The sequence below is a fragment of the Acinetobacter sp. WCHAc060006 genome, from assembly GCF_004209135.1.
Classification (GTDB): domain Bacteria; phylum Pseudomonadota; class Gammaproteobacteria; order Pseudomonadales; family Moraxellaceae; genus Acinetobacter; species Acinetobacter cumulans.
In genome coordinates this window covers 57,047-83,938 of sequence record NZ_SGSS01000016.1, presented here as the reverse complement: position 1 = coordinate 83,938, position 26,892 = coordinate 57,047, and the positions used below count along the sequence as shown (strand labels likewise).

Sequence of the window (26,892 nt, the reverse complement as noted above, 5' to 3'; positions counted from 1 at the left end):
GCTGCTCTTTTCGATCTCTATCACACCCTTGCGATCTATAGTAGCGAAATGACTTAGGGATTAATTTCCGAAGTTTTACTCATTTGAGTTAATTTCAGAAATATTTTTCATATTTTTAAAATTTATAAAATATTTTCCCATAGACACGCTTTTTAGAGATATTTTCATCGTTCTTTATGTCATCTGAGCGAAGAATTTTCACAATCCAGCCCCGCGATATAATTGTTAAAAGAGATCATATTTAAAAATAGCTTTGCACCCACTGTGCTGTAAACCACCACGCACTTAATGCCGACATGCCACAGAGCAAATTGGCTAAGATTTTATTTAATTTACTTAATTCAGATCCATATACTTTAATGTTGATTACATAAGCCAAAGCGCCATATAACAAGCCAATCGCCCCACCAAATATAATGAGGACCAAAGGCCACGCAGCATACGCATGCGCTTTTTTAGGTAGTTTATGGCCAACATCTGTTGCTGCTAGAGTATGCATGCACGCTTTCCTTACATTGAACGGGTTGATATGAAAATTTTGCATGGTGCTTGTGCATTTATGGCAAGCACAGTATCTGCATTGCATCATTCATGTGATGCTCAGGTTGATTTAGCAATATTTAGGCCATATACATAGGTGCTTGTGTGCGCTCCAATGTTTAATACCATTCACACTACTGCATAATGATAATCACAAGCCTTTTACGACCCTACTTTGGCTGATCTGCGCCGCACGTGATCATCCAAACTCAAATTACTTTTTAGGCGCGAAAAAAAACTCCACCCGAAGGTAGAGTTTTATATTTAGGCTACGCAGTGTGGCAACATACACGCGATGAAACAGCCAAAAAAGCTTTGATCAGTTAAGGCTTACAGCAGGAACAGCCTTCTACTTTTTCTCTGGGCCAGTTCATTCTGGCACGTTTATAAGCCAGCTCAAAATCGGCAAAATAGCCAATTAATATTTGGTCATCGTATTTTGGTAATGCCTCACAGCCAATATCCCCATTATGTATTAAGTGCACACCTTTTTCTGTAGGTTGCTCATCTACAATAAATTTTATCATTCACAGCTCCCCCTTCATTTTGTTTTAATCGTTCAAGCTAGAATAAAACCATAAAAACTTTATGGTTTTAATTCCATAATAAAATTATGCCTTTTATGGGTAAAAATCAATCGTTTTTAAATGATAAAAATCAATTAAGTTGCTAGATTTAAACTCTACTTTTATTTTTAAGGCTGATGCACAACAGTTAAACCATGTCGGATCTAACTGCATTCTTTTTGGCTTTAATCCAACGTACAAACCAAATCATAGCCACAATGCCCAAGACCACCACCAATACAGGCACTAAAAAGGCCAAGATCGACAGTACAAATGCACCTATCCACTCGCCTGTAGACAATACTGGGTTGGCTATACCGCCTGTGGTGGCTGTGGATACGCCCCGTGCAGCAACTGTACTCATCTGCACGGCTGTGGCTGTACCGCCTCCAACAATAATGGCTGCTGCCCAGCTGGCAAATTGGGACATTTCACCTGAGCTGACTGCCATTGTGGTAAGTGTGCCTGCGACCATGGCTGCTGGTGTGGCAATGGTGTCGAGCATGTTGTCTACCCACGGAATGTAATACGCACCTATTTCACAGAGTGTGGCAAAACCCAAGGCAATACATACCGATGGCATGGCCAGCCATTCGAAGCCTTTCATGGGTTCAAACCAGCCCATAATGGCAGCTAGGCTCATGACCAGTAATGGTACAAATACGCGAAATCCGCAGGCTGCGCTAAGTCCTATGCCTATGCAAAGGCCAAGTAGTGTTTCCATGCTATGTGTCCTGTTTTGGCGGTCTGTTTTTTATTTTTACTTTTTTTGAGCGAACAAAAAAGCCCTATGCTGTAATAGGGCTTTTATTTTAAAACAGGATTGGCTGTTTTAATGTGCTGTGCTTAGGCAACCTTATCGTTGTATTCGGTGCCCAGACATTTGGTACAAGGTGGTAGACGATCAGTACCAATTTCTAAGTAGGTGCGGTGGCCGCATTGAACACAAAAATAGAAGCCTGTTCCTGGTTTAGAGCCTGCAATTACCATTTTTGTTCTCCATGTGTTTTTAGAAATGGTAGATTGAGTATAACCCTCTTGTGATGAATGTCTATTGGTCATTTCGACAATTGATGAAGGCATTTAGGCAAAGTATGATTTCGCTTCGAAATTTTGGTGGGTTTACAGCGCTTTGTTGAGCCAGTTCTCGACTTACAGTTCGTCTACACGCAGAAATTCTTTTTTCTCTCTAATTTACTTTGCTTATCGTTCTTGCGGTGGTTCGTCTACTCTTGTTTCTGCATAAAAATCGTCAGGCATTTGCGCCAAAATTTTAAATAGCTGATCTGCTGTGACAGGTTTTTCACGCAGTATGACCTCATCGCCCATGCAGAAGATTTCGACTTCTTTGCCTTTAAAGTGAAATTCTTTGGGTAAATGAATAGTTTGGCTGTGAACTTTCATAAAAACTTTAGTGGTAGCCATAAGGTGACTCTATTTAGTTTGGATATATATAATATTTCTATTGAATGGTTTCAATTAGATTCCTAATACCTTGTTTAAAATACTAAAAAACATTATATTGCATTACCTCTTGGGAAGATTTTTAGATTGCGTATCGCAGTCTGTTTTGAAAATGTTAATGGCTTATTGTCAAATTTGCCAACCAGTTTTGGGCACTCTGCTAACCATGCTGATGTGCGTTGACCATATGAGTTCCCAAGGGGTACCTTTTGAAATATTTAGAACAGCTTAAATCTTGTAAAACACAAAAAGAATTAGCTATTTTATTAGGTTATTCTGAAAAAAATTTCACACGAATTTTGTTTAGCCAAAAAATTTCCACAAGATATCAAAGCTTTGAGATACCTAAAAAGACTGGAAGTAAAAGAATAATTTTCGCTCCAAATTCTGAGCTTAAAATCCTGCAAACTCGTCTGTCTATAATACTCAGTAATTGTTATGAAGAGCTTGAAATAAAAAGATTATCTACTTCTTCTTATTCGCAATGCATTAGTTCCCATGGATTTAGAAAAAAGCTAACTTTAGATATACCTATTTCGAAGAGTAATCGTGAATCTCTTGGATCACAAATAATTAATCTCGGTATATATAGTAATGCTCAAAAACATGTGGGAAAAAGACTAGTTTTAAATATTGATTTAAAAGATTTCTTTCAAAGCATTACTTTTTCAAGAATAGTTGGTTTCTTCAATAAAAATCAACGTTTTCTTTTAGAATTGGATGTTTCTATTTTAATTGCTCAAATCGCAACGTACAGGGAAACAACAGAAGAAGGTTTTTTACCACAAGGCAGTCCTTGCTCCCCAATCATTAGTAATTTAATTGGCAATATCCTTGATGTAAAAATGGTAAAACTAGCAAAAGAATATAAATTCACATATACCCGATATGTTGATGATTTAACTTTTTCAACAAATTTACCTCAATTTTCAGAAAAAATTGTTAAATTAAATGATAATAATTGGGTAATTGGTTCTACCTTAAAGCATGTAATCAATAGTAGTAAATTTGAAGTTAACTCTCAAAAAACAAGATTAACTAATAATTATAATAGACAAGAAGTAACTGGTTTAACCGTTAATAGTAAAGTGAATATCAATAAAGAATATTATCGTTATACACGATCAATGGTTCAAATGTTTTGTGCTGAAGGTAAATTCTTTAAATCAAAAGTTCATATGGATCAAGACAAAAATACTAGAGGGGCATTGAATGGAGTTTTAAGCCATATTTTTCAAATAAAAAATAAACAGCAAATTGAGTTTGATCCCAAAACTAAAAATTATGATGAATTACAGAGTATTGAAAAACTTTACACTAAATTCCTATTTCATAATTATTTTGTTCACCCACACAGAATGGTAGTAATTGGTGAGGGCTATACTGACCCTATACATTTAAAATTAGCTTGTCACAAGTTGTATCCAAATTCACTAAATTTTTTAAAATTTTCTTCATTACAGCAAACTAAAAGATTTTCTCAAATAATGGGATACAATGGTGGAACTGGATTACTTAATAAATTTCTAGAGAATTACCAATTAATATATCAAGCTAAGAGTATTAGCTTAAAACCCTGCTTAATTATTGTAGATGGTGACAAAGCTGGTGATGGAGTAATTAGAACTGCGCGCAGTAAATTCAAAGATACTTTTCAATCAATTAGATATACACCATTAAATAGTTCATCTATTTTGAATTTTTTTCATGTTTTTAAAAACTTATATATAATACAGTTACCTAAAACCAAAGTAATTGAAGATCTTTATGATACTTGTGTTACTAGCACTCTTATAGGTACACGCTCTTACAACCCATCAAATAAAGATTTTGATTTAAGTAAATTTTATGGAAAAAAAGAGCTTTTTGAAAAAATAATATTTCCAAATCAAAACACAATTAATTTTTCAGAATTTGATTTAATATTTAACACTATTTTTCATATACAGCTTTATCACTATATTTTTAGCAATTCAAAAAATTAAGACCCTACATAAATGCAGGGTCTTTTTACAATAATATCAAATACTTTCAGATTAGATCATCAAGCTACATTCCCTTCTAAAAAGTCCTGTGCAAAGCGTTGTAATACCCCACCCGCTTCATACACAGATACTTCTTCTTCAGTATCCAAACGGCAAGTTACAGGCACTTTAACAATCTCTTCTTTACCATCAGCCGTTGAACGCTCAACCACCAAAGTTAAAGTCGAACGAGGCGCAATATTACCAATCACGCTATACAACTCCGTACCATCTAACTTCAACGTCTTACGGTCAGTACCTGCTTTAAACTCAAGCGGTAATACGCCCATACCCACTAAGTTAGTACGGTGAATACGCTCAAAACCTTCCGCTACAATCACTTCTACACCTGCAAGGCGCACACCTTTGGCAGCCCAGTCACGGCTAGAACCCTGACCATAATCCTTACCTGCAATGATGATCAATGGTTGCTTACGATTCATATATGTTTCAATCGCTTCCCACATACGCATCACTTCGCCTTCAGGCTCAACACGCGCCTTAGAACCCTGCTTGATCGTACCGTCAGAGCGAACCACCATTTCATTAAACAATTTAGGGTTGGCAAATGTTGCACGTTGCGTCGTCAAGTGGTCACCGCGGTGCGTTGCGTACGAGTTAAAGTCTTCCTCAGGCACACCCATTTTCTTCAAGTATTCACCTGAAGCAGAATCCAACACAATCGCATTCGATGGTGATAAATGGTCTGTGGTGATGTTATCACCCAAGATTGCAAGCGGACGCATATTGGCTAAGGTACGCGGTGCAGCAAGCGCCCCTTCCCAATACGGCGGACGGCGGATATAGGTACTTTGCGGACGCCAGTCATACAGTGGGCTAGACGCTTTCTCATTCACGCCCAAATCAAACATTGGAATGTAGATTTTTTTGAATTGCTCAGGCTTAACAGCTTCTTTTACCAATGCATCAATTTCAGCATCAGACGGCCAAATGTCTTTTAAGTAAATTGGGTTACCGTCTTTGTCATTGCCTAAAGAATCTGTTTCGATGTCAAAACGAATCGTCCCTGCAATCGCATACGCTACAACTAAAGGAGGTGAAGCCAAGAAAGCTTGTTTTGCGTATGGATGGATACGGCCATCGAAGTTACGGTTACCCGAAAGTACCGCAGTTGCATACAAGTCACGTTCGATAATTTCTTGCTGAATCACAGGGTCTAGCGCACCCGACATACCGTTACACGTAGTACATGCATAGGCTACGATACCAAAACCGAGTTTTTCTAAATCACCCAATACACCTGCTTCTTCAAGGTATAAAGCAGCCGCTTTAGAGCCCGGTGCAAATGATGATTTCACCCAAGGTTTACGCACTAAACCAAGCTCATTCGCCTTACGAGCAAGCAAGCCTGCTGCTACTGTATTACGCGGGTTTGAAGTATTCGTACATGAAGTAATAGCCGCAATAATCACTGCGCCATCTGGAATTAAACCTTCCGCTTCTTGCGCACGTGCTGCCTCTAAATTGCCTGCAATGCCTTTTGCTTTCAAATCACTTGTTGATACACGTGCATGTGGGTTTGATGGGCCTGCAATATTACGCGTTACAGTTGAAAGGTCGAAACGCAGTACACGCGGGTATTCCGCTTGAGTCATATCCGATGCCCAAAGACCAATTTCTTTGGCATATTTTTCCACAAGTTGAACTTGCTCTGCTTCACGGCCTGTCAGCGTTAAATAATCAATGGTGTTTTGGTCGATATAGAACATGGCAGCCGTTGCGCCATATTCAGGTGTCATGTTCGAGATCGTCGCACGATCGCCTACAGACATGCTGTCCGCGCCTTCACCGAAGAATTCTAAATACGCACCAACTACACGTTCTTTACGTAAGAACTCAGTTAAAGCCAATACGATATCAGTTGCTGTAATACCAGCTTGACGCTGACCGACAAACTCAACACCAATGATGTCTGGCAGACGCATCCAAGATGCACGGCCGAGCATTACGTTTTCAGCTTCTAAACCGCCCACACCAATCGAAATTACGCCAAGCGCATCGGTATGTGGTGTATGTGAATCTGTACCTACGCAAGTATCAGGGAAAGCCAAGCCACCACGGTTTTGAATCACTGGAGACATTTTCTCCAAGTTGATTTGGTGCATGATGCCGTTACCCGCAGGGATCACATCCACATTTTCAAAAGCTGTTTTGGTCCATTCAATAAAGTGGAAACGGTCTTCGTTACGACGGTCTTCAATCGCACGGTTTTTTTCAAACGCGTCTGGGTCAAAACCGCCAAACTCTACAGCTAAAGAGTGATCGACAATCAGCTGTGTTGGCACAACTGGGTTCACTTTAGATGGGTCGCCGCCTTGGTCAGCAATGGCATCACGTAAGCCTGCAAGGTCAACCAGTGCCGTTTGACCTAAAATGTCATGACACACCACACGTGCTGGATACCAAGGAAAATCATGGTCTTGTTTACGGAAAATTAATTCTTTTAAAGACTGCTCTAAAATCGCAGGATCACATTTACGTACCAGCTGCTCTGCCAGTACCTTTGATGTATATGGTAATTTTGCGTATGCGCCTGGCTGAATGTCTTCCACGGCTTGACGCACATCGAAGTATTCTAGCTGGGTACCTTGCAGCGGTTTACGGTAGTTGTTGTTCATGCCTTCCTGCCCTCATACATTTTTTTGCAGCTTATTTTTTGACGTTTTCGTCTTATGTCGCTAGGCATACTACACTGTCAAAACCCCATTTCCCAAATCTTATATTTTTCATAAACTTAACATAAAAAACAGGTGTTTTAGAAACATTTGGTTACATTTGTTTTTGTATATTTACTCTAAATCATGTTTTCGCCCAAAAATCAGGCAATTTCAAACCCATTCTTTAGTCTTATATCCAGGCTAAAGCAGACGTTCATACTTCAATTTTACTGGAAATATCCATTTTTAATGATCAATCTCAGTTGCTGCTATTGTCTTTTTTTCGCTTGACCTCCTTATTTAGGGATTAAGCCATCGCAGAAAGCGGCTTAAACTGCTGAATATTCTCCTCTCCCTTTAGGTATCTTGCTTTTTCCGCCTAATTCGAATTGTGACATACAGTTCAATCCATCATTTTGATGTCGGCCTTGCTCGTTTTGCCATCACACGCTGCCACAGTTTTGAGGTAGCGTTTTCTTCTTTTACTGCATGCATTTTCCCTAGCTGAGGCAATCAGCTCGGTCTGAGTATGTGCTATATTTCAGTCCATATATTTTTAGTATTTTGCATAGGCGATCTTATGACTGGCGCTTCCCTCAGCTTCCAAAAATTCACCTTAAATGGTGTAGATGCACAAAAATTTTTACAAGGCCAAGTAACCTTACACGTCGAACGTCTCGAAGAAAATCAAACACGTTATACCGCTATTTGTGACCTAAAAGGCCGTATTCATTTTGGTTTGTGGCTCACTAAATTGAATGCTGAAAGTTTTGAGATTGTGACTACTGCCGATCAAGCAGAAGAATTTGCCAAACATATTAAAAAATTCGGTGCTTTTTCTAAAATGAAACTGGAAGAAGTTGGTGCCGTTTTCCCAACTTTAACTGAAAACACAACCACCTTTGCGAGCGAAGCAACAGATATTAGCGCTTGGGAAATTCAAGCCATTCAAGCGGGTCTGGCCTATATAGATCAAGCGATTGAGCATGTTTTTCAACCTCAAGAGCTACGTTTACATCAGCGTGAAGGCGTACACTACGACAAAGGCTGTTATTTGGGCCAAGAAGTGATCGCACGTCTTTGGTTTAAAGCGAAACCAAAAGCTTGGTTACATGCAATTCAAGGTACAGGAACTGTACCTGCACAAGCTGAACAGCTCCATGCGCAAGTACAAGTGGTGAATAGCGCTGCGACTGAAAATGGCTATGTGGCTTTGGTTGTGGCACGTCCAGACGCACTGGCTGAATTAGCTATAACCGTTTTAGATTTGCCTGAAGCTTTAAATGGCGATGTGGCGCGTCCTGCTTAAGCACTTTAACTTTTAAAATATGAAAAGCCAAATAACAAAAGTTGTTTGGCTTTTATTCTGATTACTATTTAAAATTACAAAAAAATATAAAGATTTATAAAAATGCTCATGCCTTTTCCATTTCGTTTTTTCTTATTGAATTGCCTCATTCTCATCAGTTGTTTTATATCACCAAATATTTATGCCGAGATAAATTCAGCAGTATTAGAACAATTAAAAAAAGGAAAATATTGTTGATACAACGCACTCGCTGACGAATGATGAAATACAACATCTAAAAAAACAAAATGAGCAACTTTATCAAAAGTCGCTCATCGATTTTAAAATTTTGATGATTCCATCGACCAATGGCCAAGCTATTGATCAATATGCAGTTGATATATTTAACACACTTAAAATAGGCAATAAATCACTCGATAACGGCTTACTACTTTTGGTTGCAAAAGATGATCGAAAAATGCGCTTCGAGGTAGGTTATGGTTTAGAGGGAGATTTCACTGATATAGAAGCTGGGCGCATAATTCGACACACACTCGCTCCAAATTTCCAAAATAATGACTATTTTAATGGCTTTAAAGAAACACATAAAAAGTTACTAGATAAATCAATTACTCTTGGTAAACCTAAAAACGAAGATCAAAAATTAGATCTCATCCTAAAAACAATAGCTGGGATATTTCTATCATTCTTATTGTGCATCCCACTCTATTGGTGTTACACAAAAGTGATTATTAAATTTGGTACTGATGGTGCCTCAGGTGCTTTTATTGGACTCCTTATCTTTGAAATTTTTATTCATCTTTTGATTTTTGGTTATTTAAATTTTGGAAAAATTGCATTTTTACTTTGCGCATCTATTCCTCTTTATGCCCCTTTTATGTTGACTATATTTCTTCCCTTCAATGAACAATACAGATTACTTAAAACTATTTTATATAGCTTACCACTTCAGATTTTTGCTTTATTTGGCTTTGGCATTTTTTACTTCATCGAATTCTACCCTCAAATATCATTCATTATATTAACCTCCCTAACAATTTGTTTTATTTTACTTTTATTAAGATATGCAGTGTTTTTATATCGATTCAGAGCAGGTACTGAAAATGCCTATCTCACTGCTTTTTATAATCAACATTTACAAGAAAAAGCACGACAAAAAATGTTGGATGAACAATATGAACGTTTAAATCATTTCAATAAAACGAGCGAATCAAGTGAGTCATCTTCTTCTAGTTACAGCTCATCTTCTTCAAGCAACAGCTCTTCTAGTAGTTCTTCCTCTTCTTCAAGAGAATCAGGAGGAAGCTCAGGTGGTGGTGGCGCCTCGGGTTCATGGTAATACCTAAAACGAAGTTGCGATTAAATCGTAATTTTTAAAATCATATCATTTAAAGCCAAAGCCTAAAAATTTTGGCTTTTATATCACTCATTTTTTTCCCTCACATAATAAATCACTCCTGCCCGATCATCTGAAAAATAAAATGATTTTCCATCGATCTTATAAATATCAGCAGGTCGCCCATTTACCGTTTTCCCGACTAAAAAACCATCCATAAAGGTTTCAAGTTTTTGTCCTTTACGCATCATTGCAATTTGATAGCCATGACCAATCGCCTCGTCGGTAGAGCCATGCAGGGCCACTAAAAAAGCATTTTTAATAGTGGCATCGGCATGAGGGTCATCAAAATAATCAAAACCCAATGCAGAGGAATGTGAAGGGAAATAAGCATAGGGCGATGGAACATTTTTACAGCCAGATGCACGTTTAAATTTAGAATCCGCCAAGACTTTGCCCTGCCATGAATAACATGCGGGCCAGCCATAATCGACATCTCGTTTTAACGCATAAAAAGTTTCATCTGGCTTTTTACTTCCCAAATGATCGGAACCTTGATTGGTTGCAAATAGAAATTTTCCGATCCATTTTAATCCAACTGCGTTACGTAAACCTGTCGCATACATCCGTTGCTCTGAACCATCAGGATTCATCTCGATGACTGAGGCTCGCACTTTTTCTTTTTCTACACAGGCGTTACAACTCGAGCCAACCGACACATAAATTTTTCCATTTCCACCAACTGCAATCGTCCGTGTCAGATGCCAACCACCGTATTTATAACTCAAACCATAATCGGGAAATGTCGCTAAAACTTCAGCCTTACTCGATGGCTGAGTCTCTCCTTTGTTGAATTTTTGCCGTGTCAGTTGGTGCGTTTCCGCCAAATAAAGCCAATCCTGTCCTTGAGCATCGGTATAAAACTGAACTGAATTTGGATTTCTCAACCCCGTCAAATAAGGAATGATTTTGCCAAATTTACCCGTTTCAGCATTCCAATCATCCAATATATACACAGTGCCTTTTTTATTATCTGTTAAATCATACATATCCGTGACAAACATTCTGTGATCAGGTGCTTGTGCAAAAAAGCGTACCCGTTTGAGACCTTCCGCTGCTGGAATAATTTCATACTGTGCAGGCAAATTTAATGAAAACTGCTTGCCATTTTTTAAATGGATTGGATAAGGTACAAGCTTGGGTTGTTGAGCCCAACTGGTCATTGAACAGACGAAACTTAGGATCAAGATGGCGCTTATTTTTATCATATTTAAATACATCTCAATGAATTATGTATATCTATATTCATCATAGATAGCATATCTCTAATTTATTCAGTTTATATTTTTATAAAATATTATTATTTTGAAATTTAAGGTTTTTTAAACCATATACGCTGTTAAATCACACAACAGTCAAAAAACAAGGAGGAACTTTATCCCCCTAATTTCTTCGTTGTTATAATCATGTTTTTAATTAAAAACCATGAAACAACTTATTCATATCTTTACAAAGATAATCTTTAAAGGAAAAATCACGTGCATGTTTAGCATCAAACTTAACTCTAAGTTCCCCTTTTTCAAAGATATAAACCCGATCTTCTTGACTCACTAAAAACTCAGCGCCAAGCTTCATTAGTAGCGCATCTATTTTATCTTCATGTGCAATGCTTTCATCTTGATTCACTTTGTCATAATTTCGCTTAATGCTTTTAATAAACATTTAAGAACTCACTCGTATATTACAAAAGCGATTAAAACAAACTGAGTAACAAATGCAAAAGATATTTTAAGTTTGTCGATGCAATATAAAGTAACTGAGATATTTTTAAACGCTTAAAATATTTCACAGAAGCACTCTTTACTTTCAAATATTTCTATTTATGATGAATCTGTTAATCTTATTCCTATACACATAGATGGAATTATGTGACTGTTTTTTAAAAGGTTTAAAAATGAAAAAACTACTCTTAGCAGGCCTTATTGCACTTTCTTCTCAATTTGCGGCGGCAGAAACAAATACTCAAAGCATTGATCCTGAGTTTGCAAAAATTGAAAGCATGGTGAAAGCCAACAATATGACAGGTGCTTATCAAGCATTAGATAAATTGGCAAAACAAGGCAATGCTCAGGCGCTGTATAATCTTGCTTATTTAACTCAAACTGGCCAAGGTACGGCCAAGAATGAGAAAAAAGCGATCGAGCTTTATCAACAATCTGCTGATAAAGGCTACCCTGTGGCCAACTATGTGTTGGGTAAAAACTACATCACTGGCTCTTTGGGCTTACCAACAGACATCAACAAAGCCAAACAATACCTAGGTAAAGCATCATCTCAAGGCTTTGACGATGCGTCTATCGATTTAGCGGTGTTGTTATTTTCAGAAAACAAACCTGAATCTGACAAAGCTGGCCTCGCAAAACTTGATCCACTAATCAAAAAAGGCAACTACCAAGCGATTCATGCCAAAGCCTTGTATGACATTAGTTTAGGCTTTAAAAACAAAGACGAAAAATCTGTACAAACTGGCCTAACCAGCATTCAGGATCTTGCGAAAAAAGGCTATATCCCAGCGCTGATGGCTGTAGGTAATATGTTTGTGAATGGCAACATCATTCCGCAAAACTTACCTGAAGCGAAAAAAATCTTTGCAGCTTTAGCCAAAGAGAATATTCCACAAGCAAAAGAATCTTTAGCTGTTGTAGATAAACTTATGGCTGAACAAGCCAAAGGTGGAAGCAAAGCACCAACGAAAAAGAGCTAAACTGCTTGCTATGCATGTGATAAAAAAGCCCTGACTCTTCAGGGCTTTTTTTTGCATTATGAGATGCTATTGCAAGGTGTCGATATATTTCAGACTATAGTTTTAAAACTTAAAAACATAGCTACTCAGCATTAACGTCATTTGCGAGGATCGCTTACATCCTTAGCCATACCACAGCGCAATTAAACAGCTCACCCCAGCAAAGCCAACAATAGTGCTCATGAGTAATGGTGTAAGCGCTTCATCCTTTAAGCCATTCAATTGGCCCAATATGGCAAAAATGGTTGGCATGGGTAGGGCTGCAATAATAGTTCCAGCATAGACCATTTCTTGGCTGGCATTTACACCATAACGTAAACCCGCATATACCAATACAGGCATTAAAATATTATTGCTCAAGACCAAATAAATGGTTTGCAGGTTCATATATTTCAAACTCATACCCACAATACCCCCACCAATCGCAAACAAAGCCAATGGTGATGCGGTATGCCCCAACATATCCAATACAGCATTCAACTGCGTTGGCATTGGTATATGCAATACCGCAAATACAATACCCGCAATGACGCTAACAAAAAGCGGATTTTTAAAAAGCATCAAAAAGGTGTTTCGAAAAACAGCAACCACGCTCGCGCCCTTTTGACTGCCCAATTCTATTAAAATTAACACCGTTGGAATGAGCAACACACTTTCAAAAATTAAAATTGGCATAATGTAGGTCATGGCTTTACTGCCCAGCAAAAGACTGAGCACCGCAGTCCCCAGTAGGCCTGTATTAGACATACTGGCGCCTAAGGCCAAGATAGAAGCGTGGCTCATACGCTGTTTAAAATGCCGAATACTGAGATAAAACCCTAAGCCATAACAGAAATACGCCGCGACTGCGAACACCAAGAAAAAATCTGGAAGCCAAATTTCGGAAAAGTCTTTACTGGCCAAGGACTGAAACATCAGCGCAGGCAAAGCGATTTTGATGACAAAACTACCAATCACTTCAACCTGAGCTTTAGCCAGCACATTCAATTTGACCGCTAAATATCCCAAAGCCAATAGTATAAATATGGGAATAATGACTTCAAAAACCATTCCTTACACTCCTGTTTTCGATCGTGCACTGAGCAAAAAACCGCGCACAAAAATAAACTGCAACCGAAGTTGCAGTTTAAAAATTCTTAGCTCAATAGCTTCATTTTAGCGTAATGCTCTGCACTTAAACTCAATTCTTGAGTGAAAAGGGTTCAAATTGACTGTTTAAAGCATGTGGCTGACAGCGTAAATACTGCGGTGCAATAGCAATCACTTCGCCCAATTCCACAGCTGCATGCCAAGGCCAACGTGGGTCATAAAGTACGGCACGTGCAATGGCAATCGCATCGGCCTGTTCATACTGTAAAATTCCTTCGGCCTGCATGGCTTCAGTAATCAAACCCACGGCAATCACAGGAATGTTTACAGCTTGCTTTACAGCTGCCGCAAAAGGAACTTGATAATTGGCATGTATATCAATTTGTTGCGCCTGATGTAAACCTGCCGAAGATACATGAATATAGGCCGCGCCAAGCTGTTCTAAAGATTGCGCCAATTCTACACTCTGTTCAAGTGTCCAACTGTCTACATGATCCATCCAATCACTGGCAGAAATACGTACGCCAATCGGATAGCCTTCAGGTACAGCATCCTTCATGGCTTGCAATACTTCTAAAGTTAAACGAATACGATTGGCAAAACTGCCTCCATATTCATCCTCTCGGTGATTCGACAGTGGCGACATAAATTGATGCAACAAATAGCCATGTGCTGCGTGTAATTCAATCAGCTCAAAGCCCGCATCGACCGCACGCTTAGCAGAAGCTGCAAAGTCCGCAATGATCTGCTGAATTTCGACTTGGCTTAAAGCATGCGGTGCATGATCTTGTTCCGTAAAAGGAATGCTACTTGCAGAAACCGTTTGCCAGCCCTGCGCATGCGCTGGTGCCATTTGACCTCGGCCCTGCCACGGTTTATCCGTCGAAGCTTTACGCCCTGCATGCGCCAACTGTATTGCAAATGGCATAGGTGACAGTGTTTTCACTTTCGTCAGCAATGCTTTCATCTGTGCTGCTTGCTGCTCATTCCACAGACCTAAATCTGCATAGCTAATTCGGCCTTCAGGCTGTACTGCTGTTGCTTCAACAATACACAGACCCGCCCCAGACAACGCATAATTTGCCCACTGCTGTTCATGCCAAAAACTGAGCTCCCCTTGCTCATTGGCAGAATATTGGCACATGGGTGCAATCAAAATTCGATTTGACAGCGTTAACTGTCCGAACTGCAAAGGCTTAAACAATAAAGTCACGTTCATCCTCGGTTTTATTTTTCAATGATTGTTTATACTTTCACCAGCAGTCTAGTTTAAACCTTTGGCCACTTCAAAATAGCGTTCATCAGGCGGATTGACAACCATAATATTTGTATATTTTTCATCAATTTTAAAGGAATAATGATTGCTTTGATGCATACTTTTTTTTGCAAATCATTCCCTATCACCATGACTTTTTCAGGATGGCTGTTTTCGTTTCGTACGCGTATACATTCATAGCTTAAACGTCAATCATGGCCACACTTTTATCTTCCCCATCAGAGGTCTAACAACAAATTTCCATAAACTACATTCTCAATTACACTTCTAAACTTAAGTGTCTATACCCAAGTCTGAGCAATGCTCGTGCATAAAAAAACAGGCTTTAAGTCGCCTGTTTTTTTATATGCTATACAAGATGTAAAGTGCTTAGAAAGTCACTTTTGAACTTAAGCCAAGTACCAATGCATTATCAACACGGTTGGTAGAACCTGGGTTAATGACATATTGTAAGTTTGGACGTAGCGTTAACCATTTGGTTGGGTTATGGCTATAGTTCAGCTCGATATTATATTCTGCACTTGCATCGTAAGTGGTTTGTGAAAGACGGTCATTCACGTGCACGCGGTTTAAGCCTAAACCAATCATGTCGTTAGGTAAGCGATCTGCCAATCCAATATATTTCAAGCCGACTTGCTGTGAGTTATCTACTTTATTGGTCACACGATCATGCCATGTAAAATTTGCAAAGCTATGTAAACCGCGCTTGCCTTCACCTGTTGAAGTGAGCTGTTGTTCTATCGCCAACCAGCCTGCAAAAGTACGGTTTTTCGCATCTGTGGTATTGGCAATATCTTTTTGGTTTTTCACTTCATTGGCAGTGTTATACAAAGCCCCTAAGCGGTAACTACCAGCCAAGCCATTCACGAATGTTTTTGGTGTCCAAATCACTTCTGCAGGAATGGTGACACCATCTGCATTGTCTGTATCTAAATTCCAACCATGACGTTCTAATGCATTTTCAGGATTAAATTCATATACACCCACTTGTACTGCCCACTCAGGATTCAACTGCTGTTTTACACGTGCACCCCATTGTGAAACAGGTGTGTTCATCCACATATTGCCCTGCCATTTACCCATTTGCGCAGCACAAAATGCAGTACTTTGGAAATCACAAGCCATCACGTTAAAGTCCATGCCTAAACCTAAACGCCCAGCTTTAATACTTAAACCTTGCTCTTTAAATTTCTTTTCAATCGAAAGCTCAGACAAACGCGTCTTTTGATTACCACGGCCAAAGTTTGCTTGTACATTGGCCAGTTGTGGTGCAGTACGGTCTTGTAAGTCATCTAATGTTGTACTTTGGCCTTGGCGAGCTGTAACCACAGCACGAACTGAAACCCCATCCCAACCCGCAAGTTTTTCCATATCTAAAGCTGTTCCCAACCAAAGTTGGCTGGCTACTGTAGCAGCGTGATCTTCATTGCGCCCACCTTCAGCCAAATAAGCCACATCGGCTGCAATATTGGCTTCAAATTTCACACCTTGTTGAGCCAATTTGGTACGCTTACCATTCCAATCACCCAGCATATATTGACCTTTGCTATCAAATGCCTGTTCAGCAGCAAAGACATTGCTCATACTCGCCATAAGACAAAGGGGTATGATCGCTAGAGTAAAATTTTTCATCGGAAAAACCTAAATTTTGAGAGAGTTACAAGATGCCCCCACACAAAGGGTTACACCATTTGGTGTAAAAGTTACATAATATTTACAATTAAATCTCAGCATTATTTTTATTATTTAACAAACTTTAATTTATGAAATATTTATTGTTATATAAATTTATTTAAAAACATTTAACTAAGTAGTGATTTATTCATTTTAATGCCTGCACATAGGCTCAAATTTAGACTCCAATATCATGATTTCAATATCTTATAATTAAATACCAACACCAAATCCTGTACGACATTCAGATGACTTCAACCTAAGGACAATCAATCCGAGTTGTTCTGCTTAGGTTGGGCTATTACACAGTACATGGCATGTTTATTCTGTTCGAAGCTTTATACGCTATGCCTTGTAAACCATCGTAAACATCCCAATATTAGCCTCAACTCCAAAGTACACCTGACACAATGCCTGAATTACCAGAAGTTGAAACCACCAAGACCAGTCTTTTACCGTTGCTCGGTCAACGTGTGCAATCCGTTGAAGTCCGTCAAAGTAGCCTGCGCTGGCCTATTCCAAATGACCTAAACAAACTGGTTGGCCAATGCTTGCAGCAACTTTCGCGCCGTTCAAAATATATTTTGGCCAGCTTTGAACAAGACAGCATGCTGTGGCATTTGGGCATGTCAGGCAGTTTTCGGATCTGTGAATCACATGAAGAATACCGCAAGCATGATCATCTGATTATTCAATTTGAAGATATGCAACTGCGCTACCACGACCCGCGTCGTTTTGGCTGTATTTTATGGCTAAATGAAGACTCACAAACCAAGCTCATTGACACCTTAGGGCCTGAACCTTTAAGTGATCACTTTGATGCGCCCTATTTGGCCGACAAGCTTAAAAATAAAAATACCGCCATTAAAGTGGCCATTATGGACAACCATGTGGTCGTAGGTGTGGGCAATATTTACGCCACGGAAAGTTTATTTAATTTGGGGATTCATCCTGCACAACCTGCAAAGGATTTAAGCCAGCAACAGGTTGAAAAATTAGTTATTGAAATCAAACGCATCTTAAAGCAAGCCATTGATCTAGGCGGTTCGACATTACGTGACTACACCAATGCCATGGGCGAAAATGGCTATTTCCAGCAAACCCTATTGGCTTATGGCCGTGCGGGTGAAATGTGCATTAACTGTGAAACGACTTTGGAAAATATTAAACTAGGTCAACGCGCATCCGTGTTTTGTCCAGAATGCCAACCCTTTAAGCAAGTAAAAACAGTTCAACGAGGTAAAAAATGAAATCTGCCATTGTCCGCCACATTTTAGTGAAAGATAAAGAACTTGCTGAACAGCTTAAAAAGAAAATTAAAGACGGCGCAGACTTTGCCAAAATTGCAAAGCAACATTCGACTTGCCCTTCAAGCAAAAAAGGCGGTGAACTCGGCGACATTAAAAAAGGTCAGCTGGTTGGCCCAATCGACAAAGCGGTGTTTACTTTGCCAGAACGTGAATTACATGGCCCAATCAAAAGCCAATTTGGCTGGCATTTATTAGAAATTAAATTCCGTATGGATTTTTAATATCAGCAGATAGCCACTGTTGCATTTGAATTAGCCATCTAGCACTGCGCAATACCAAGGATCGATGATGTAAAGTATGATCGATCCTTTTTTATTCGCTCGCTTAAAATTCCCATACATTTTCTAATCTAACTTTCTTCAGCACATCCGCCTTCAGTACAGTCCGATCAAAGCATGAGCACAAAAGCCTATTCATTTTATAGATAACTCTTGCGATGCTCACCCTTTCGATATGCGTCTACACGGTCTGCGTGACCGACATTCAGATAAAGCTTTGCTTTGTATTCCTTCTTTGATCAGGTAAAATTATTGCCCATTGCATAATGAATACGACTGAGAGAGTTAATCCGTGCGTAATATTTTAGTTACTAATGCCCTTCCATACGCGAATGGCCCAATTCACATGGGTCATTTACTCGGTTATATCCAAGCAGATATTTGGGTTCGTGCCATGCGTGCAATGGGTCATAACGTGACTTATGTATGTGCGGACGATGCTCACGGCACAGCAATCATGCTACGTGCAGAAGCCAACGGCATTACACCTGAACAGCAAATTGCCAATGTACAAAAAGAACATGAGCGTGACTTTGCTGGCTTTAAAGTTGATTTTGACCATTACGACTCAACCAACAGTGCTGAAAACCAAGCACGTGCTTCTGAGATTTATATTAAAAACCGCGAAGCAAACAACATTGCAGTACGTCCTGTAACGCAATTGTTTGATCCTGAAAAAGCAATGTTCTTGTCGGACCGTTTCATTAAAGGCACATGCCCGAAATGTAAAGCAGAAGACCAATACGGCGATTCATGTGAAGTTTGCGGTACAACATACAACGCAACTGAATTGTTGAATCCAAAATCGACGTTAAGCGGTGCGACACCTGTAGAAAAATCTTCAGATCACTACTTCTTTAAACTGCCGAACTTTGGTGAATACCTACAAAAATGGACACGTGATGAAGGTCGTCTACCTGTGTCGATTGCCAACAAGTTGGATGAATGGTTTGAAGCAGGTTTATCTGATTGGGATATTTCTCGTGATGCGCCTTACTTCGGTTTTGAAATTCCAGATGCGCCAAACAAATATTTCTACGTTTGGGTAGATGCGCCAATCGGCTATATGTCTAGCTTTGAAAACTACATCAAAACTAAACGTCCTGACCTAAGCTTTGATGATTACTGGAAAAAAGATTCGAAAAATGAGGTGTATCACTTCATTGGTAAAGACATCGTTTACTTCCACGCGTTGTTCTGGCCTGCAATGCTTGAAGGTGCAAACTACCGTACCCCTACAAGCTTGTTCGTCAATGGCTTCTTGACTGTAAATGGTCAGAAGATGTCTAAATCTCGCGGTACGTTCATTAAAGCAGAAACGTATCTTGAGCATTTAAACCCTGAATACTTACGTTACTACTTCGCGTCTAAGCTTTCTGACAAAGTTGAAGATTCTGACTTGAACCTTGATGATTTCGTTCAGAAAGTGAATTCAGACCTTGTTGGTAAAGTGGTCAACATCGCAAGCCGTTGTGCGAAATTCATTAATACAAAATTTGATAACAAACTTTCTGCGACTTGTGCAGAGCCTGAATTGGTACAAAGCTTTATTGATGCAGGCGCTTCAATCGCTGCTCAATACGAAGCACGTGAATTCTCTGCAGCCATCCGTGAAATCATGGCGCTTGCTGACAAAGCCAACCAATACATCGACGAGAAAAAGCCTTGGGCACTTGCGAAAATTGAAGGCGAAGAACAACAAGTTCATGATGTGTGTTCTGTCGGCATTAACTTATTCCGTCAATTGGCGGTTTACCTTGCGCCAGTACTTCCTACATTGGCAGCAGAAGTTCAGAGCTTCTTAAAATTAGAATCTTTCGACTTTGCTTCAGGCAAAACTATTTTGGTGAATCATGAAATTGCTCAATTCCAACCATTGATGCAACGTGTAGACCCGAAAGCGGTTGCTGCGATGGTCGATGCGTCTAAAGACTCTTTAGCTGCCCCTGCGGAAGCGCCAAAAGCTGAAAAGAAAAAAGAGAAGAAAGCTGAAAAGAAACCAGAGCCTAAAGTCGGTGAAGCTGAAATTATTGGCATCGAAGACTTTATGAAAGTTGACCTACGTGTAGCTGAAGTTTTAGAAGCTGCAACGGTTGAAGGTTCTGACAAGCTACTTCAATTGACTTTAAATGTTGGTGAAGCTGAGCCACGTAACGTATTTAGCGGTATTCGTGAGTTCTACCAACCTGAAGACCTTAAAGGCAAATTGGTGGTAATGGTGGCAAACCTTGCACCACGTAAGATGCGTTTTGGTATTTCTAACGGTATGGTTTTAGCTGCGGGTAATGGCGATGGTGTTTGGGTGATTTCACCTGAAACTGGTGCTAAAGCTGGTGATAAAGTTTCTTAAGATTTAGATCTGAGATTAGAAAAAGCCTCTACTGTGTAGGGGCTTTTTTGTTTTTCTGAACTTGTAAAAAAGCTTCACCAACTTCTTTCACATAATTATCAATAATCTTAATAAATATAAGTGAATCGGTATAATCCAATTCACTTGTTTTATCTTCTAAATATGCTGTTAAAAAAATTGAAGTAATCTGAGATAGACTAATAGCTGTAAAATGTGCAGGATCAGTAAAACCTGAATTAGATTGACCTACGAGCAATATATCTTCTTTCGCTTCATGCATTGCGTATAAAGAACCCATCTCATAATAGTCAGCATGTATGTTTCGACTTGCTAATTTATAATTATACGACCATTTATCTAAGCCAACATATTCACGAAGCTTTTCTATTTTTGAAAAACCTGTATATTTTCGAGCCCAATGCCAACTATTATCATTACCTATAAAATTTTCTCGTAATTCAGAATAAATTTTTAACTCATCATCTGTAAATGTTTCATGTCCCATTTGTTCTGAAGTTCTATGATGTTCCTCAACTCCTTCAACTGTTTTTACTAATCCATATTTAATAAAATCAATAGCAGCATCTCGTCCATATTTTTGAATAATCAGGCATTGAACAGTCATTTCATACAAGGTTCTCCAACGTGCTAATGCCGCATCAGGATATCCACCCTCTAACAAGTAAATAATTTCACCGCTTATACGACATGCATGAGCATGTTGTTGTATAAAGACTCCAATTAATTCATCATTATGATATTTTATATTTTTCAAAAATTGTTTTTGAAAATTAATCCCAGCTTCTAAACAAATTTCTCTTAAAGCATGAAGTTTAATAAAACCTTTAGACCACTTTTCTCGATTTCTTTTTATAAAAGCATCATTGCTAACTGTTATATTTATGAAGTTTTCTTCATCTTTCAGTGCAAAATTTTCAATTAAATCAGACACAGCTAAATCAATTAATTTATCCAAATTTATTTCTTCATTATTTTTTATAAATCTATTTCTTAATTGATCCAAATAATCTTCAAACATTTCTAATTATCCCTTAAACATAATTTTTATGTCCGTTAATTTTAGTAATGTAACTTCATCTTTGATATTTTTCCAAGAAATTTGATTACATGACTTGCGACATGAACGTCTCCCGTTCGTTAGGAGCATACGGACGTACCCTCTAACGAACAAAGGATTTTTGTTACTTTTGATTCGTCAAAAGTAAGGCTCATATTCCCAATTATTAAAATACCCTCACCCATAGGGAGAGGGAGAAACTATTACTATAAATAATTTCGTTATATTTACTTTCCGTTTAGAAGCAAAGAATCGCAACGTAGTTACGGAACTAAATTTTTAGAAATCTATGAAAACTCAAAAAATATCTGAGAAAATATAAAAACTAAAAAGCCCCTAACTAGAGGGGCTTTTTATTATTTCTGAGGAGTTAGAGCATTCTGCGCAAAGCTTGGCGAACGAGGCCCATACAACAAACCTTTCTGCTCACTTAAACGAGGTGCATACAATAACTGACTCACCGTACCCGACAACACATAAGCTTTATCGCTTAAATGATTCGAAATTTGATCAACCAAAGCACCCACAAGCATACCCACTAAACCAGCATTATTATTGCTGTTAGACATTACTTGCTTTTCCGTTCCTTCCCAAAGTAACTCACCTGTTTTAAGGTCAACCAACTTCGCTTCAACAGCAACCGTTGCAACAGTTTGAATCACTTGATACTTAGAGCCGTATTCTTTCACTTTCACATAAAGCGCAGCATCCGCACCAAAAATTTCTTGAAGTTTTTGAGGACTAATCGTTGCTGCATCCGCGCCGTTATACACACCGTTTTCTTTAAACATGGTGTCAACAACACTAATTGGAAAAACATAATAGCCCGCTTCTGCAACAGGTACGGTCACAGTCGACCAATAACTATTGCTTGCACGCGTATCAGGTGACTCATTCACAGGTGGCATCACCAAAATAGATTTTGGCATGTGGGCACTATAGCCTGCTAAATCACGTGTATTTTTAGGTGCAGTGGCACAACCTGTTAATAATCCAACAACCGCAGTCACAGTAAATAAAGCCTTTAAATTCTTCATTTTTTCGCTCCTGCTACGCTTTGACCTGTCATTTTTTTCAACAACCGATCCATCAACACAGTCGACTCAGGATAAACCTGACGCTCAAGCTCAAAATATTGAATCGCACGCGGTGTATCGTTCATATTGAGGTATTGCAGCCCCAAATGCGCATACATGCCGGGTGGAACAGCTAAGTTTTTTGCCTTGGCTCTTTCAATGTCTTTTTCAAGTTTTAATACTTGATCTTGTGGCGTCGCTTTCTCAGGTAAACTTAAAGCCAAATAAGTTTGCTGCGGAAATTCACCCCAGCTGTACAATGACTTTGGCGCTGTTGCGCACCCAACTAAACTTAGCGAAATAAGACCGCTCATCAATAAAAAAATATGTCGCACGGAAACATCCTATTACTTGTTAGACCACTTGCCAGTCTGTAAATCAAGCACAAGATTATTCACTGCTTCACGTACGGCTAAATCTAAAACTTTACCATTTAAAGTTGAGTCATAAGATGCAGTAGAACCAAAGCCAAGGACTTCTCTCTCACTTAATGCATACTCACCTGCACCTTGTACAGAGTGCACAATTTCAGCCGTTTTTACATCAACGACATTTAAGTTAACTTTTGCATAAGCAATTTGAGTTTTCCCTCGACCGAGCACACCAAAGAGTTGGTGATCACCAACTTCTTTACGACCAAACTCAGACACGTCACCAGTTAATACAAATCGCGCCCCCTTAATTGATTGCGCTGATTTGCTAAAACCTGATTCTTGCTGAAGTTCAGATAAGTTATCGCGGTTTAAAACAGAGAAATAACCTGTTTGCTGAAGATGCGTTTCTAAAATCGTTTTTGCTTGACCACCTAAACGGTCAACATTGTCTGAAAAGATACCACGCATATAGCTCGAACGGTTATCAAATTTACCAATAGATACTGGTGTTTTAACACCTGTATATTTTACCGTTGCCGTAGCTGCAGTTACTTGTGGTGCTTGAAGCGTTCTTGATGTTTCAGTGGTCGAACATGCACTTAATGTTAAACCCATGAAAACTATGCTTGCTAAAAACTTATATGACATTATATCCCTCTGATTTTTTTATAAAACGCGAATAGATCATAGCAATATTACGTAAAAATAACAGTATTTCTGTATTTCTGCAGATGACTTAAGCTGTACTGTTCATTACCTAAAATGTTGTTGTTTTTCTGAGTGTTGATTTATTTCATTGAGCAAAACAGCCATAAAATTGGATATGTCATTTAAATTTTTGTTTGTATTTGCGCTTCTTGTTTTTTAAAAATGCGGTTGTATGAAGCAATAAAAAGCCCCTATCACTAGAGGCTTTAAAACAACACAACATACTTAGTTCAGAATTACATCCCAAATAATATAACCTAGACCAAAGCCAAGCAGTGAATACGTCACCAGAATAAAAAACACAAAACTTGCGTTATTTTTCTTTCTCCAAAAGCTCATACCATCATCCAAAGCTATACAGATACACACCATCATAAAGGCAATAGCAACAAATTGGAAATATATGTAAGATATTAATTTATAAAACTTTATTAAAAAATAAATTTCAGTTTAATGCCCAAAAATCAATATACAGATTTGCAATATTTTATATATACAGATGAGTCATAAGTGGCAATCTTAACGCCGATCAATAAACTCAACATAACCACGCCCCTGCGCTTTTAACTGTTGGAACTCCCCCGTCCACTGATAAGAGCTCACATATCCTGCGGCCAAGCCATAACACATAGGCGTATCCATAACCGCCACAATATCCAACACTTTTACACCTTCATGATGTGCCGTCCAGCAGAACGACTGTGGTACTTCCATCGCATGGCCATCGGGTGTAATCATAGGCTCTGTTTTAGATGCAATTACTTCAAAATACGCATGATCATATTGAATAGAAGTTCCGTCGATATGACGGTAATTCACCGAAGTATAGGCAGGCTGACCAGCAAATCCGACAAAGGCCAAGACCAACTGTTCTTCGGCATTTAAGTTAATCACCTGATAAGAAAACGACGTTAAAGGCAAACTTATATCCTGTAAGCCTAAAGCCTTGGGCAACATCGAAACCGATGCCGATTTAAAATGTTCTAAGGTGCATAAACCACTGACTTCCACGCTATGTCCCTGTTGGCTAATCGTGCCGTCATAGCGCATAAGCAAACTAAAATGTTGATACCAACGACTATGTGCAAACCATGTCAACGCTGTTGTAGGCGTTAAGCTTAAATCCACTTTTAAATCATCTAAGGCCGACACCAAACGGTAAATGCCCGCCTCTTCATAAAGTGATGCATCCTTAGCAAAATCAGCTCGAAATGGAGATTGCTGAAATTTTAAATCTTGTGAAACTGAATACATTCGAAATGCTTCAGCTTGAGTCGAAAGCGCTGTGCTATGTACCAACGTCGCTGTGTCTGTAGGCGAATAGGCCGACAATTTGGCTGAGGCTTGCGTGATCTGCGCACCTGGCTCAGCAATAATCGAGGCAAAGGAAAGATAACGATATGGTTCAGGCAAGTCAGGAATCATCACGCCATAATGACTACTGCCAAACTGAGCATGAAATAAATGTGCATCAAAATTAAAGTCACGCGGGAGGCTTGCTTGCTGTGCAGGACGGACAGCACCTAAAATTGGTGTGAGGCCTTGCCCAAGCTGATAATTGAATAACTGACGGAGCGTATTTTGTTGCGGTTTACTTTTTAATAATGAAAGCATATATCGCTCTAGGGAGAATAAGATGCTTCCAAATTACGGGCTAAATATAGACTTGTTCATAGCCAATAAGGCCTGACAAATGTGTTTTGTGGTCACACAGCATAAATTGTCAGACAATTTTTTAGAGTAAAAATAGCCTTATTTCATACCAAAAATTAGCTTTAAACCAAGTACAGTCATCACCGCACCAGCTGCGCGGTCAAAGCCTGCTTTAAATTTCAGATAGATACGGCGTGGCTTTTCTGCAGAAAGCGCAACTGCCACCAAAGAGCACCAGCCTGCATCTATAAAGAAGCACAGCAGAGGCAACACAAAATAAAAATAGGTTGGAATTTCTTTGGGTAAAAGTGCTGTAAAAATACTGGCCAAAACAATGGCAATTTTAGGGTTTGACAACTGAGTAATTAAGCCCGTGGTAAAAGCTCTGCGTAAAGACATTTGTGCCGTAACATCTTGCCCTGCATCAATCGGTTCTTTGGCATGTTTAATAATTTTAAATGCCATCCAAAGCAAATATAAACCACCACAAATTTTTAAGGCCAAATATGCAGACGGCACTGCCAATAAAAAGGCTTGTAAACCAAGCACGGCCAATAAAGCAAAAATAGCGGCGCCTAGTCCTGTGCCAAGTGCTGTAAATAAGCCATGCTGACGTGAAATCGCAATTGAGTTTTTAGCCACATAGATCGAAGTTGGCCCTGGGCTCATTGCTCCTAATAATAAAGCAGCAGCAATTGAACCTAAAATCCACAATGATTCCACAGCACTTCTCGTCTAAAAAATTCGTCCTAATTTTAGCGGGATCATCACTGAATTTCTCACTATTTATTTCGCTACATACGCAAATTGACCGTATAAATCACTAGAAGATGAAAAAAACAGCGAATCATTCATCAGTTTTAAGCCTTCAGTAGATGGATTAAACGGCACACATAAAAAAAAGCCCTACGTTGATGTATGGCTTTTTTAATTGCTTATTCTGCTTTGTCGTGTTTGAACATCTATTTAATAACGATCATCATCTTGTGCACTTGCTTCATTGAACGCGAGTTCATCTTTTGGACTTCTATAATCACGTTCATTGACAGGAACTCCGCCAATAATCATGGTTCGCGCTTCAGTTTGAGGTTTACTCAAATCTTCTTTGGACTCGCAGGCAGTAAGGTTCATCACTATGCCGACCAGTATGACTGTGCTGAATTTCTGGCACATCGCCACGGATAATTTTGTCATGTTATCCCCTCTATCATTATTGTTGTTATTTTCAGCATAGCATTATTATTCAAAGATGCATCCCCTTTTTATCGTATATATTTAGGCTGTTTTTGAGGAGATCAATGTACTT

General features: G+C 38.9%; 26 protein-coding genes. 7 read left to right on the top strand and 19 right to left on the bottom strand.

Translation table 11 applies throughout. The features are described from left to right. Positions 1-241 precede the first annotated feature (241 nt). The 5 genes from EXE29_RS10845 to EXE29_RS10825 all read right to left on the bottom strand — a co-directional run bounded on the left by EXE29_RS10845 (position 242) and on the right by EXE29_RS10825 (position 2,531). Positions 242-499, bottom strand: coding sequence for a hypothetical protein (locus tag EXE29_RS10845; protein ID WP_106986546.1), 258 nt, complete (start codon positions 497-499; stop codon positions 242-244). 364 nt (positions 500-863) lie between these two features. Continuing rightward, a complete protein-coding gene (locus EXE29_RS10840; RefSeq protein WP_120364657.1) occupies positions 864-1,067 on the bottom strand; it encodes a hypothetical protein in 204 nt (67 codons plus the stop codon). Positions 1,068-1,254: 187 nt separating this feature from the next. Then, positions 1,255-1,830, bottom strand: coding sequence for a DUF4126 domain-containing protein (locus tag EXE29_RS10835; RefSeq protein ID WP_106986544.1), 576 nt, complete (start codon positions 1,828-1,830; stop codon positions 1,255-1,257). Positions 1,831-1,952: 122 nt separating this feature from the next. Next, entirely contained in the window at positions 1,953-2,168 is a 216-nt protein-coding gene (locus tag EXE29_RS10830; RefSeq protein ID WP_178962371.1) for a zinc ribbon-containing protein, read from the bottom strand. A gap of 141 nt (positions 2,169-2,309) precedes the next feature. Continuing rightward, a complete protein-coding gene (locus EXE29_RS10825; protein WP_120364655.1) occupies positions 2,310-2,531 on the bottom strand; it encodes an antitoxin in 222 nt (73 codons plus the stop codon). 248 nt (positions 2,532-2,779) lie between these two features. Between EXE29_RS10825 and EXE29_RS10820 the strand changes: the two genes are divergently transcribed. After that, positions 2,780-4,555: a retron Ec67 family RNA-directed DNA polymerase/endonuclease gene (locus tag EXE29_RS10820; RefSeq protein ID WP_120364654.1), complete on the top strand. Its 1,776-nt coding sequence runs from the start codon at positions 2,780-2,782 to the stop codon at positions 4,553-4,555. Between the two features lie 59 nt (positions 4,556-4,614). Here the strand turns inward: EXE29_RS10820 and acnD are convergent, their stop codons facing one another. Then, on the bottom strand, positions 4,615-7,233 hold the full coding sequence (gene acnD / locus EXE29_RS10815; protein WP_120364653.1) for a Fe/S-dependent 2-methylisocitrate dehydratase AcnD: 2,619 nt from the start codon (positions 7,231-7,233) through the stop codon (positions 4,615-4,617). A gap of 619 nt (positions 7,234-7,852) precedes the next feature. Here acnD and ygfZ point away from each other — a divergent pair. Together ygfZ and EXE29_RS10805 are read left to right on the top strand one after the other, a co-directional pair. Further along, positions 7,853-8,581, top strand: coding sequence for a CAF17-like 4Fe-4S cluster assembly/insertion protein YgfZ (ygfZ, locus tag EXE29_RS10810; protein WP_120364652.1), 729 nt, complete (start codon positions 7,853-7,855; stop codon positions 8,579-8,581). Positions 8,582-8,810: 229 nt separating this feature from the next. Then, positions 8,811-9,920, top strand: coding sequence for a TPM domain-containing protein (locus EXE29_RS10805; protein ID WP_120364651.1), 1,110 nt, complete (start codon positions 8,811-8,813; stop codon positions 9,918-9,920). Positions 9,921-10,003: 83 nt separating this feature from the next. On the opposite strand, the gene EXE29_RS10800 is transcribed toward EXE29_RS10805, so the two are convergent. Further along, positions 10,004-11,185 (bottom strand): PQQ-dependent sugar dehydrogenase, encoded by a 1,182-nt coding sequence (locus EXE29_RS10800; protein WP_120364660.1) that lies wholly within the window; start codon positions 11,183-11,185, stop codon positions 10,004-10,006. 208 nt (positions 11,186-11,393) lie between these two features. Then, complete coding sequence (locus EXE29_RS10795) at positions 11,394-11,639, bottom strand: hypothetical protein (RefSeq protein WP_106985968.1); 246 nt, start codon at positions 11,637-11,639, stop codon at positions 11,394-11,396. Between the two features lie 232 nt (positions 11,640-11,871). Between EXE29_RS10795 and EXE29_RS10790 the strand changes: the two genes are divergently transcribed. Then, on the top strand, positions 11,872-12,681 hold the full coding sequence (locus EXE29_RS10790; RefSeq protein WP_106985975.1) for a tetratricopeptide repeat protein: 810 nt from the start codon (positions 11,872-11,874) through the stop codon (positions 12,679-12,681). 162 nt (positions 12,682-12,843) lie between these two features. Here the strand turns inward: EXE29_RS10790 and EXE29_RS10785 are convergent, their stop codons facing one another. The 3 genes from EXE29_RS10785 to EXE29_RS10775 form a co-directional block, all read right to left on the bottom strand. Further along, the gene (locus EXE29_RS10785) at positions 12,844-13,770 is read right to left on the bottom strand and encodes an AEC family transporter (RefSeq protein ID WP_120364650.1); all 927 of its coding nucleotides are present in this window, start codon (positions 13,768-13,770) and stop codon (positions 12,844-12,846) included. Between the two features lie 130 nt (positions 13,771-13,900). Then, complete coding sequence (locus EXE29_RS10780; protein WP_106985974.1) at positions 13,901-15,022, bottom strand: NADH:flavin oxidoreductase/NADH oxidase; 1,122 nt, start codon at positions 15,020-15,022, stop codon at positions 13,901-13,903. A gap of 432 nt (positions 15,023-15,454) precedes the next feature. After that, complete coding sequence (locus tag EXE29_RS10775; protein ID WP_120364649.1) at positions 15,455-16,717, bottom strand: carbohydrate porin; 1,263 nt, start codon at positions 16,715-16,717, stop codon at positions 15,455-15,457. Between the two features lie 452 nt (positions 16,718-17,169). On the opposite strand from EXE29_RS10775, the gene mutM reads away from it, so the two are divergent. The 3 genes from mutM to metG all read left to right on the top strand — a co-directional run bounded on the left by mutM (position 17,170) and on the right by metG (position 20,697). After that, a complete protein-coding gene (gene mutM, locus EXE29_RS10770; protein ID WP_106985966.1) occupies positions 17,170-18,009 on the top strand; it encodes a bifunctional DNA-formamidopyrimidine glycosylase/DNA-(apurinic or apyrimidinic site) lyase in 840 nt (279 codons plus the stop codon). Next, entirely contained in the window at positions 18,006-18,290 is a 285-nt protein-coding gene (locus EXE29_RS10765) for a peptidylprolyl isomerase (RefSeq protein WP_117006384.1), read from the top strand. Before mutM ends, EXE29_RS10765 begins: the two co-directional genes overlap by 4 nt. A 349-nt stretch (positions 18,291-18,639) precedes the next feature. After that, on the top strand, positions 18,640-20,697 hold the full coding sequence (gene metG / locus EXE29_RS10760) for a methionine--tRNA ligase (RefSeq protein ID WP_120364648.1): 2,058 nt from the start codon (positions 18,640-18,642) through the stop codon (positions 20,695-20,697). Positions 20,698-20,725: 28 nt separating this feature from the next. Here the strand turns inward: metG and EXE29_RS10755 are convergent, their stop codons facing one another. The 8 genes from EXE29_RS10755 to EXE29_RS10725 form a co-directional block, all read right to left on the bottom strand. Further along, positions 20,726-21,736, bottom strand: a complete 1,011-nt coding sequence (locus EXE29_RS10755) for a DUF5677 domain-containing protein (protein ID WP_120364647.1) — start codon at positions 21,734-21,736, stop codon at positions 20,726-20,728. 395 nt (positions 21,737-22,131) lie between these two features. Further along, a complete protein-coding gene (locus EXE29_RS10750; RefSeq protein WP_120364646.1) occupies positions 22,132-22,812 on the bottom strand; it encodes a DUF799 domain-containing protein in 681 nt (226 codons plus the stop codon). Then, the gene (locus EXE29_RS10745) at positions 22,809-23,165 is read right to left on the bottom strand and encodes a DUF4810 domain-containing protein (RefSeq protein ID WP_171406268.1); all 357 of its coding nucleotides are present in this window, start codon (positions 23,163-23,165) and stop codon (positions 22,809-22,811) included. The genes EXE29_RS10750 and EXE29_RS10745 overlap by 4 nt, the downstream gene beginning before the upstream one ends. 33 nt (positions 23,166-23,198) lie before the next feature. Continuing rightward, positions 23,199-23,873, bottom strand: a complete 675-nt coding sequence (locus EXE29_RS10740) for a CsgG/HfaB family protein (RefSeq protein ID WP_171356280.1) — start codon at positions 23,871-23,873, stop codon at positions 23,199-23,201. A gap of 285 nt (positions 23,874-24,158) precedes the next feature. Beyond that, on the bottom strand, positions 24,159-24,272 hold the full coding sequence (locus tag EXE29_RS17925; RefSeq protein WP_372658793.1) for a hypothetical protein: 114 nt from the start codon (positions 24,270-24,272) through the stop codon (positions 24,159-24,161). A 180-nt stretch (positions 24,273-24,452) separates the two neighbouring features. Next, a complete protein-coding gene (locus EXE29_RS10735) occupies positions 24,453-25,547 on the bottom strand; it encodes a DUF6670 family protein (protein ID WP_120364644.1) in 1,095 nt (364 codons plus the stop codon). Positions 25,548-25,685: 138 nt separating this feature from the next. Further along, positions 25,686-26,309 (bottom strand): LysE family translocator, encoded by a 624-nt coding sequence (locus EXE29_RS10730; protein ID WP_106985958.1) that lies wholly within the window; start codon positions 26,307-26,309, stop codon positions 25,686-25,688. 243 nt (positions 26,310-26,552) lie between these two features. Continuing rightward, positions 26,553-26,780 carry an NF038215 family lipoprotein gene (locus tag EXE29_RS10725; RefSeq protein WP_228198777.1) on the bottom strand — a complete coding sequence of 76 codons (228 nt, stop codon included), beginning with the start codon at positions 26,778-26,780 and terminating at the stop codon, positions 26,553-26,555. Between the last annotated feature and the right edge of the window lie 112 nt (positions 26,781-26,892).

Bases quoted from the DNA above. Each gene is read 5' to 3' on its own strand.
- EXE29_RS10845 (WP_106986546.1), bottom strand. From the start codon at position 499: ATGCATACTCTAGCAGCAACAGATGTTGGCCATAAACTACCTAAAAAA.
- EXE29_RS10840 (WP_120364657.1), bottom strand. From the start codon at position 1,067: ATGATAAAATTTATTGTAGATGAGCAACCTACAGAAAAAGGTGTGCAC.
- EXE29_RS10835 (WP_106986544.1), bottom strand. From the start codon at position 1,830: ATGGAAACACTACTTGGCCTTTGCATAGGCATAGGACTTAGCGCAGCC.
- EXE29_RS10830 (WP_178962371.1), bottom strand. From the start codon at position 2,168: ATGACCAATAGACATTCATCACAAGAGGGTTATACTCAATCTACCATT.
- EXE29_RS10825 (WP_120364655.1), bottom strand. From the start codon at position 2,531: ATGGCTACCACTAAAGTTTTTATGAAAGTTCACAGCCAAACTATTCAT.
- acnD (WP_120364653.1), bottom strand. From the start codon at position 7,233: ATGAACAACAACTACCGTAAACCGCTGCAAGGTACCCAGCTAGAATAC.
- ygfZ (WP_120364652.1), top strand. From the start codon at position 7,853: ATGACTGGCGCTTCCCTCAGCTTCCAAAAATTCACCTTAAATGGTGTA.
- EXE29_RS10800 (WP_120364660.1), bottom strand. From the start codon at position 11,185: ATGATAAAAATAAGCGCCATCTTGATCCTAAGTTTCGTCTGTTCAATG.
- EXE29_RS10795 (WP_106985968.1), bottom strand. From the start codon at position 11,639: ATGTTTATTAAAAGCATTAAGCGAAATTATGACAAAGTGAATCAAGAT.
- EXE29_RS10790 (WP_106985975.1), top strand. From the start codon at position 11,872: ATGAAAAAACTACTCTTAGCAGGCCTTATTGCACTTTCTTCTCAATTT.
- EXE29_RS10785 (WP_120364650.1), bottom strand. From the start codon at position 13,770: ATGGTTTTTGAAGTCATTATTCCCATATTTATACTATTGGCTTTGGGA.
- EXE29_RS10775 (WP_120364649.1), bottom strand. From the start codon at position 16,717: ATGAAAAATTTTACTCTAGCGATCATACCCCTTTGTCTTATGGCGAGT.
- mutM (WP_106985966.1), top strand. From the start codon at position 17,170: ATGCCTGAATTACCAGAAGTTGAAACCACCAAGACCAGTCTTTTACCG.
- EXE29_RS10765 (WP_117006384.1), top strand. From the start codon at position 18,006: ATGAAATCTGCCATTGTCCGCCACATTTTAGTGAAAGATAAAGAACTT.
- EXE29_RS10755 (WP_120364647.1), bottom strand. From the start codon at position 21,736: ATGTTTGAAGATTATTTGGATCAATTAAGAAATAGATTTATAAAAAAT.
- EXE29_RS10750 (WP_120364646.1), bottom strand. From the start codon at position 22,812: ATGAAGAATTTAAAGGCTTTATTTACTGTGACTGCGGTTGTTGGATTA.
- EXE29_RS10745 (WP_171406268.1), bottom strand. From the start codon at position 23,165: ATGAGCGGTCTTATTTCGCTAAGTTTAGTTGGGTGCGCAACAGCGCCA.
- EXE29_RS10740 (WP_171356280.1), bottom strand. From the start codon at position 23,873: ATGTCATATAAGTTTTTAGCAAGCATAGTTTTCATGGGTTTAACATTA.
- EXE29_RS17925 (WP_372658793.1), bottom strand. From the start codon at position 24,272: ATGAGCTTTTGGAGAAAGAAAAATAACGCAAGTTTTGTGTTTTTTATT.
- EXE29_RS10735 (WP_120364644.1), bottom strand. From the start codon at position 25,547: ATGCTTTCATTATTAAAAAGTAAACCGCAACAAAATACGCTCCGTCAG.
- EXE29_RS10725 (WP_228198777.1), bottom strand. From the start codon at position 26,780: ATGACAAAATTATCCGTGGCGATGTGCCAGAAATTCAGCACAGTCATA.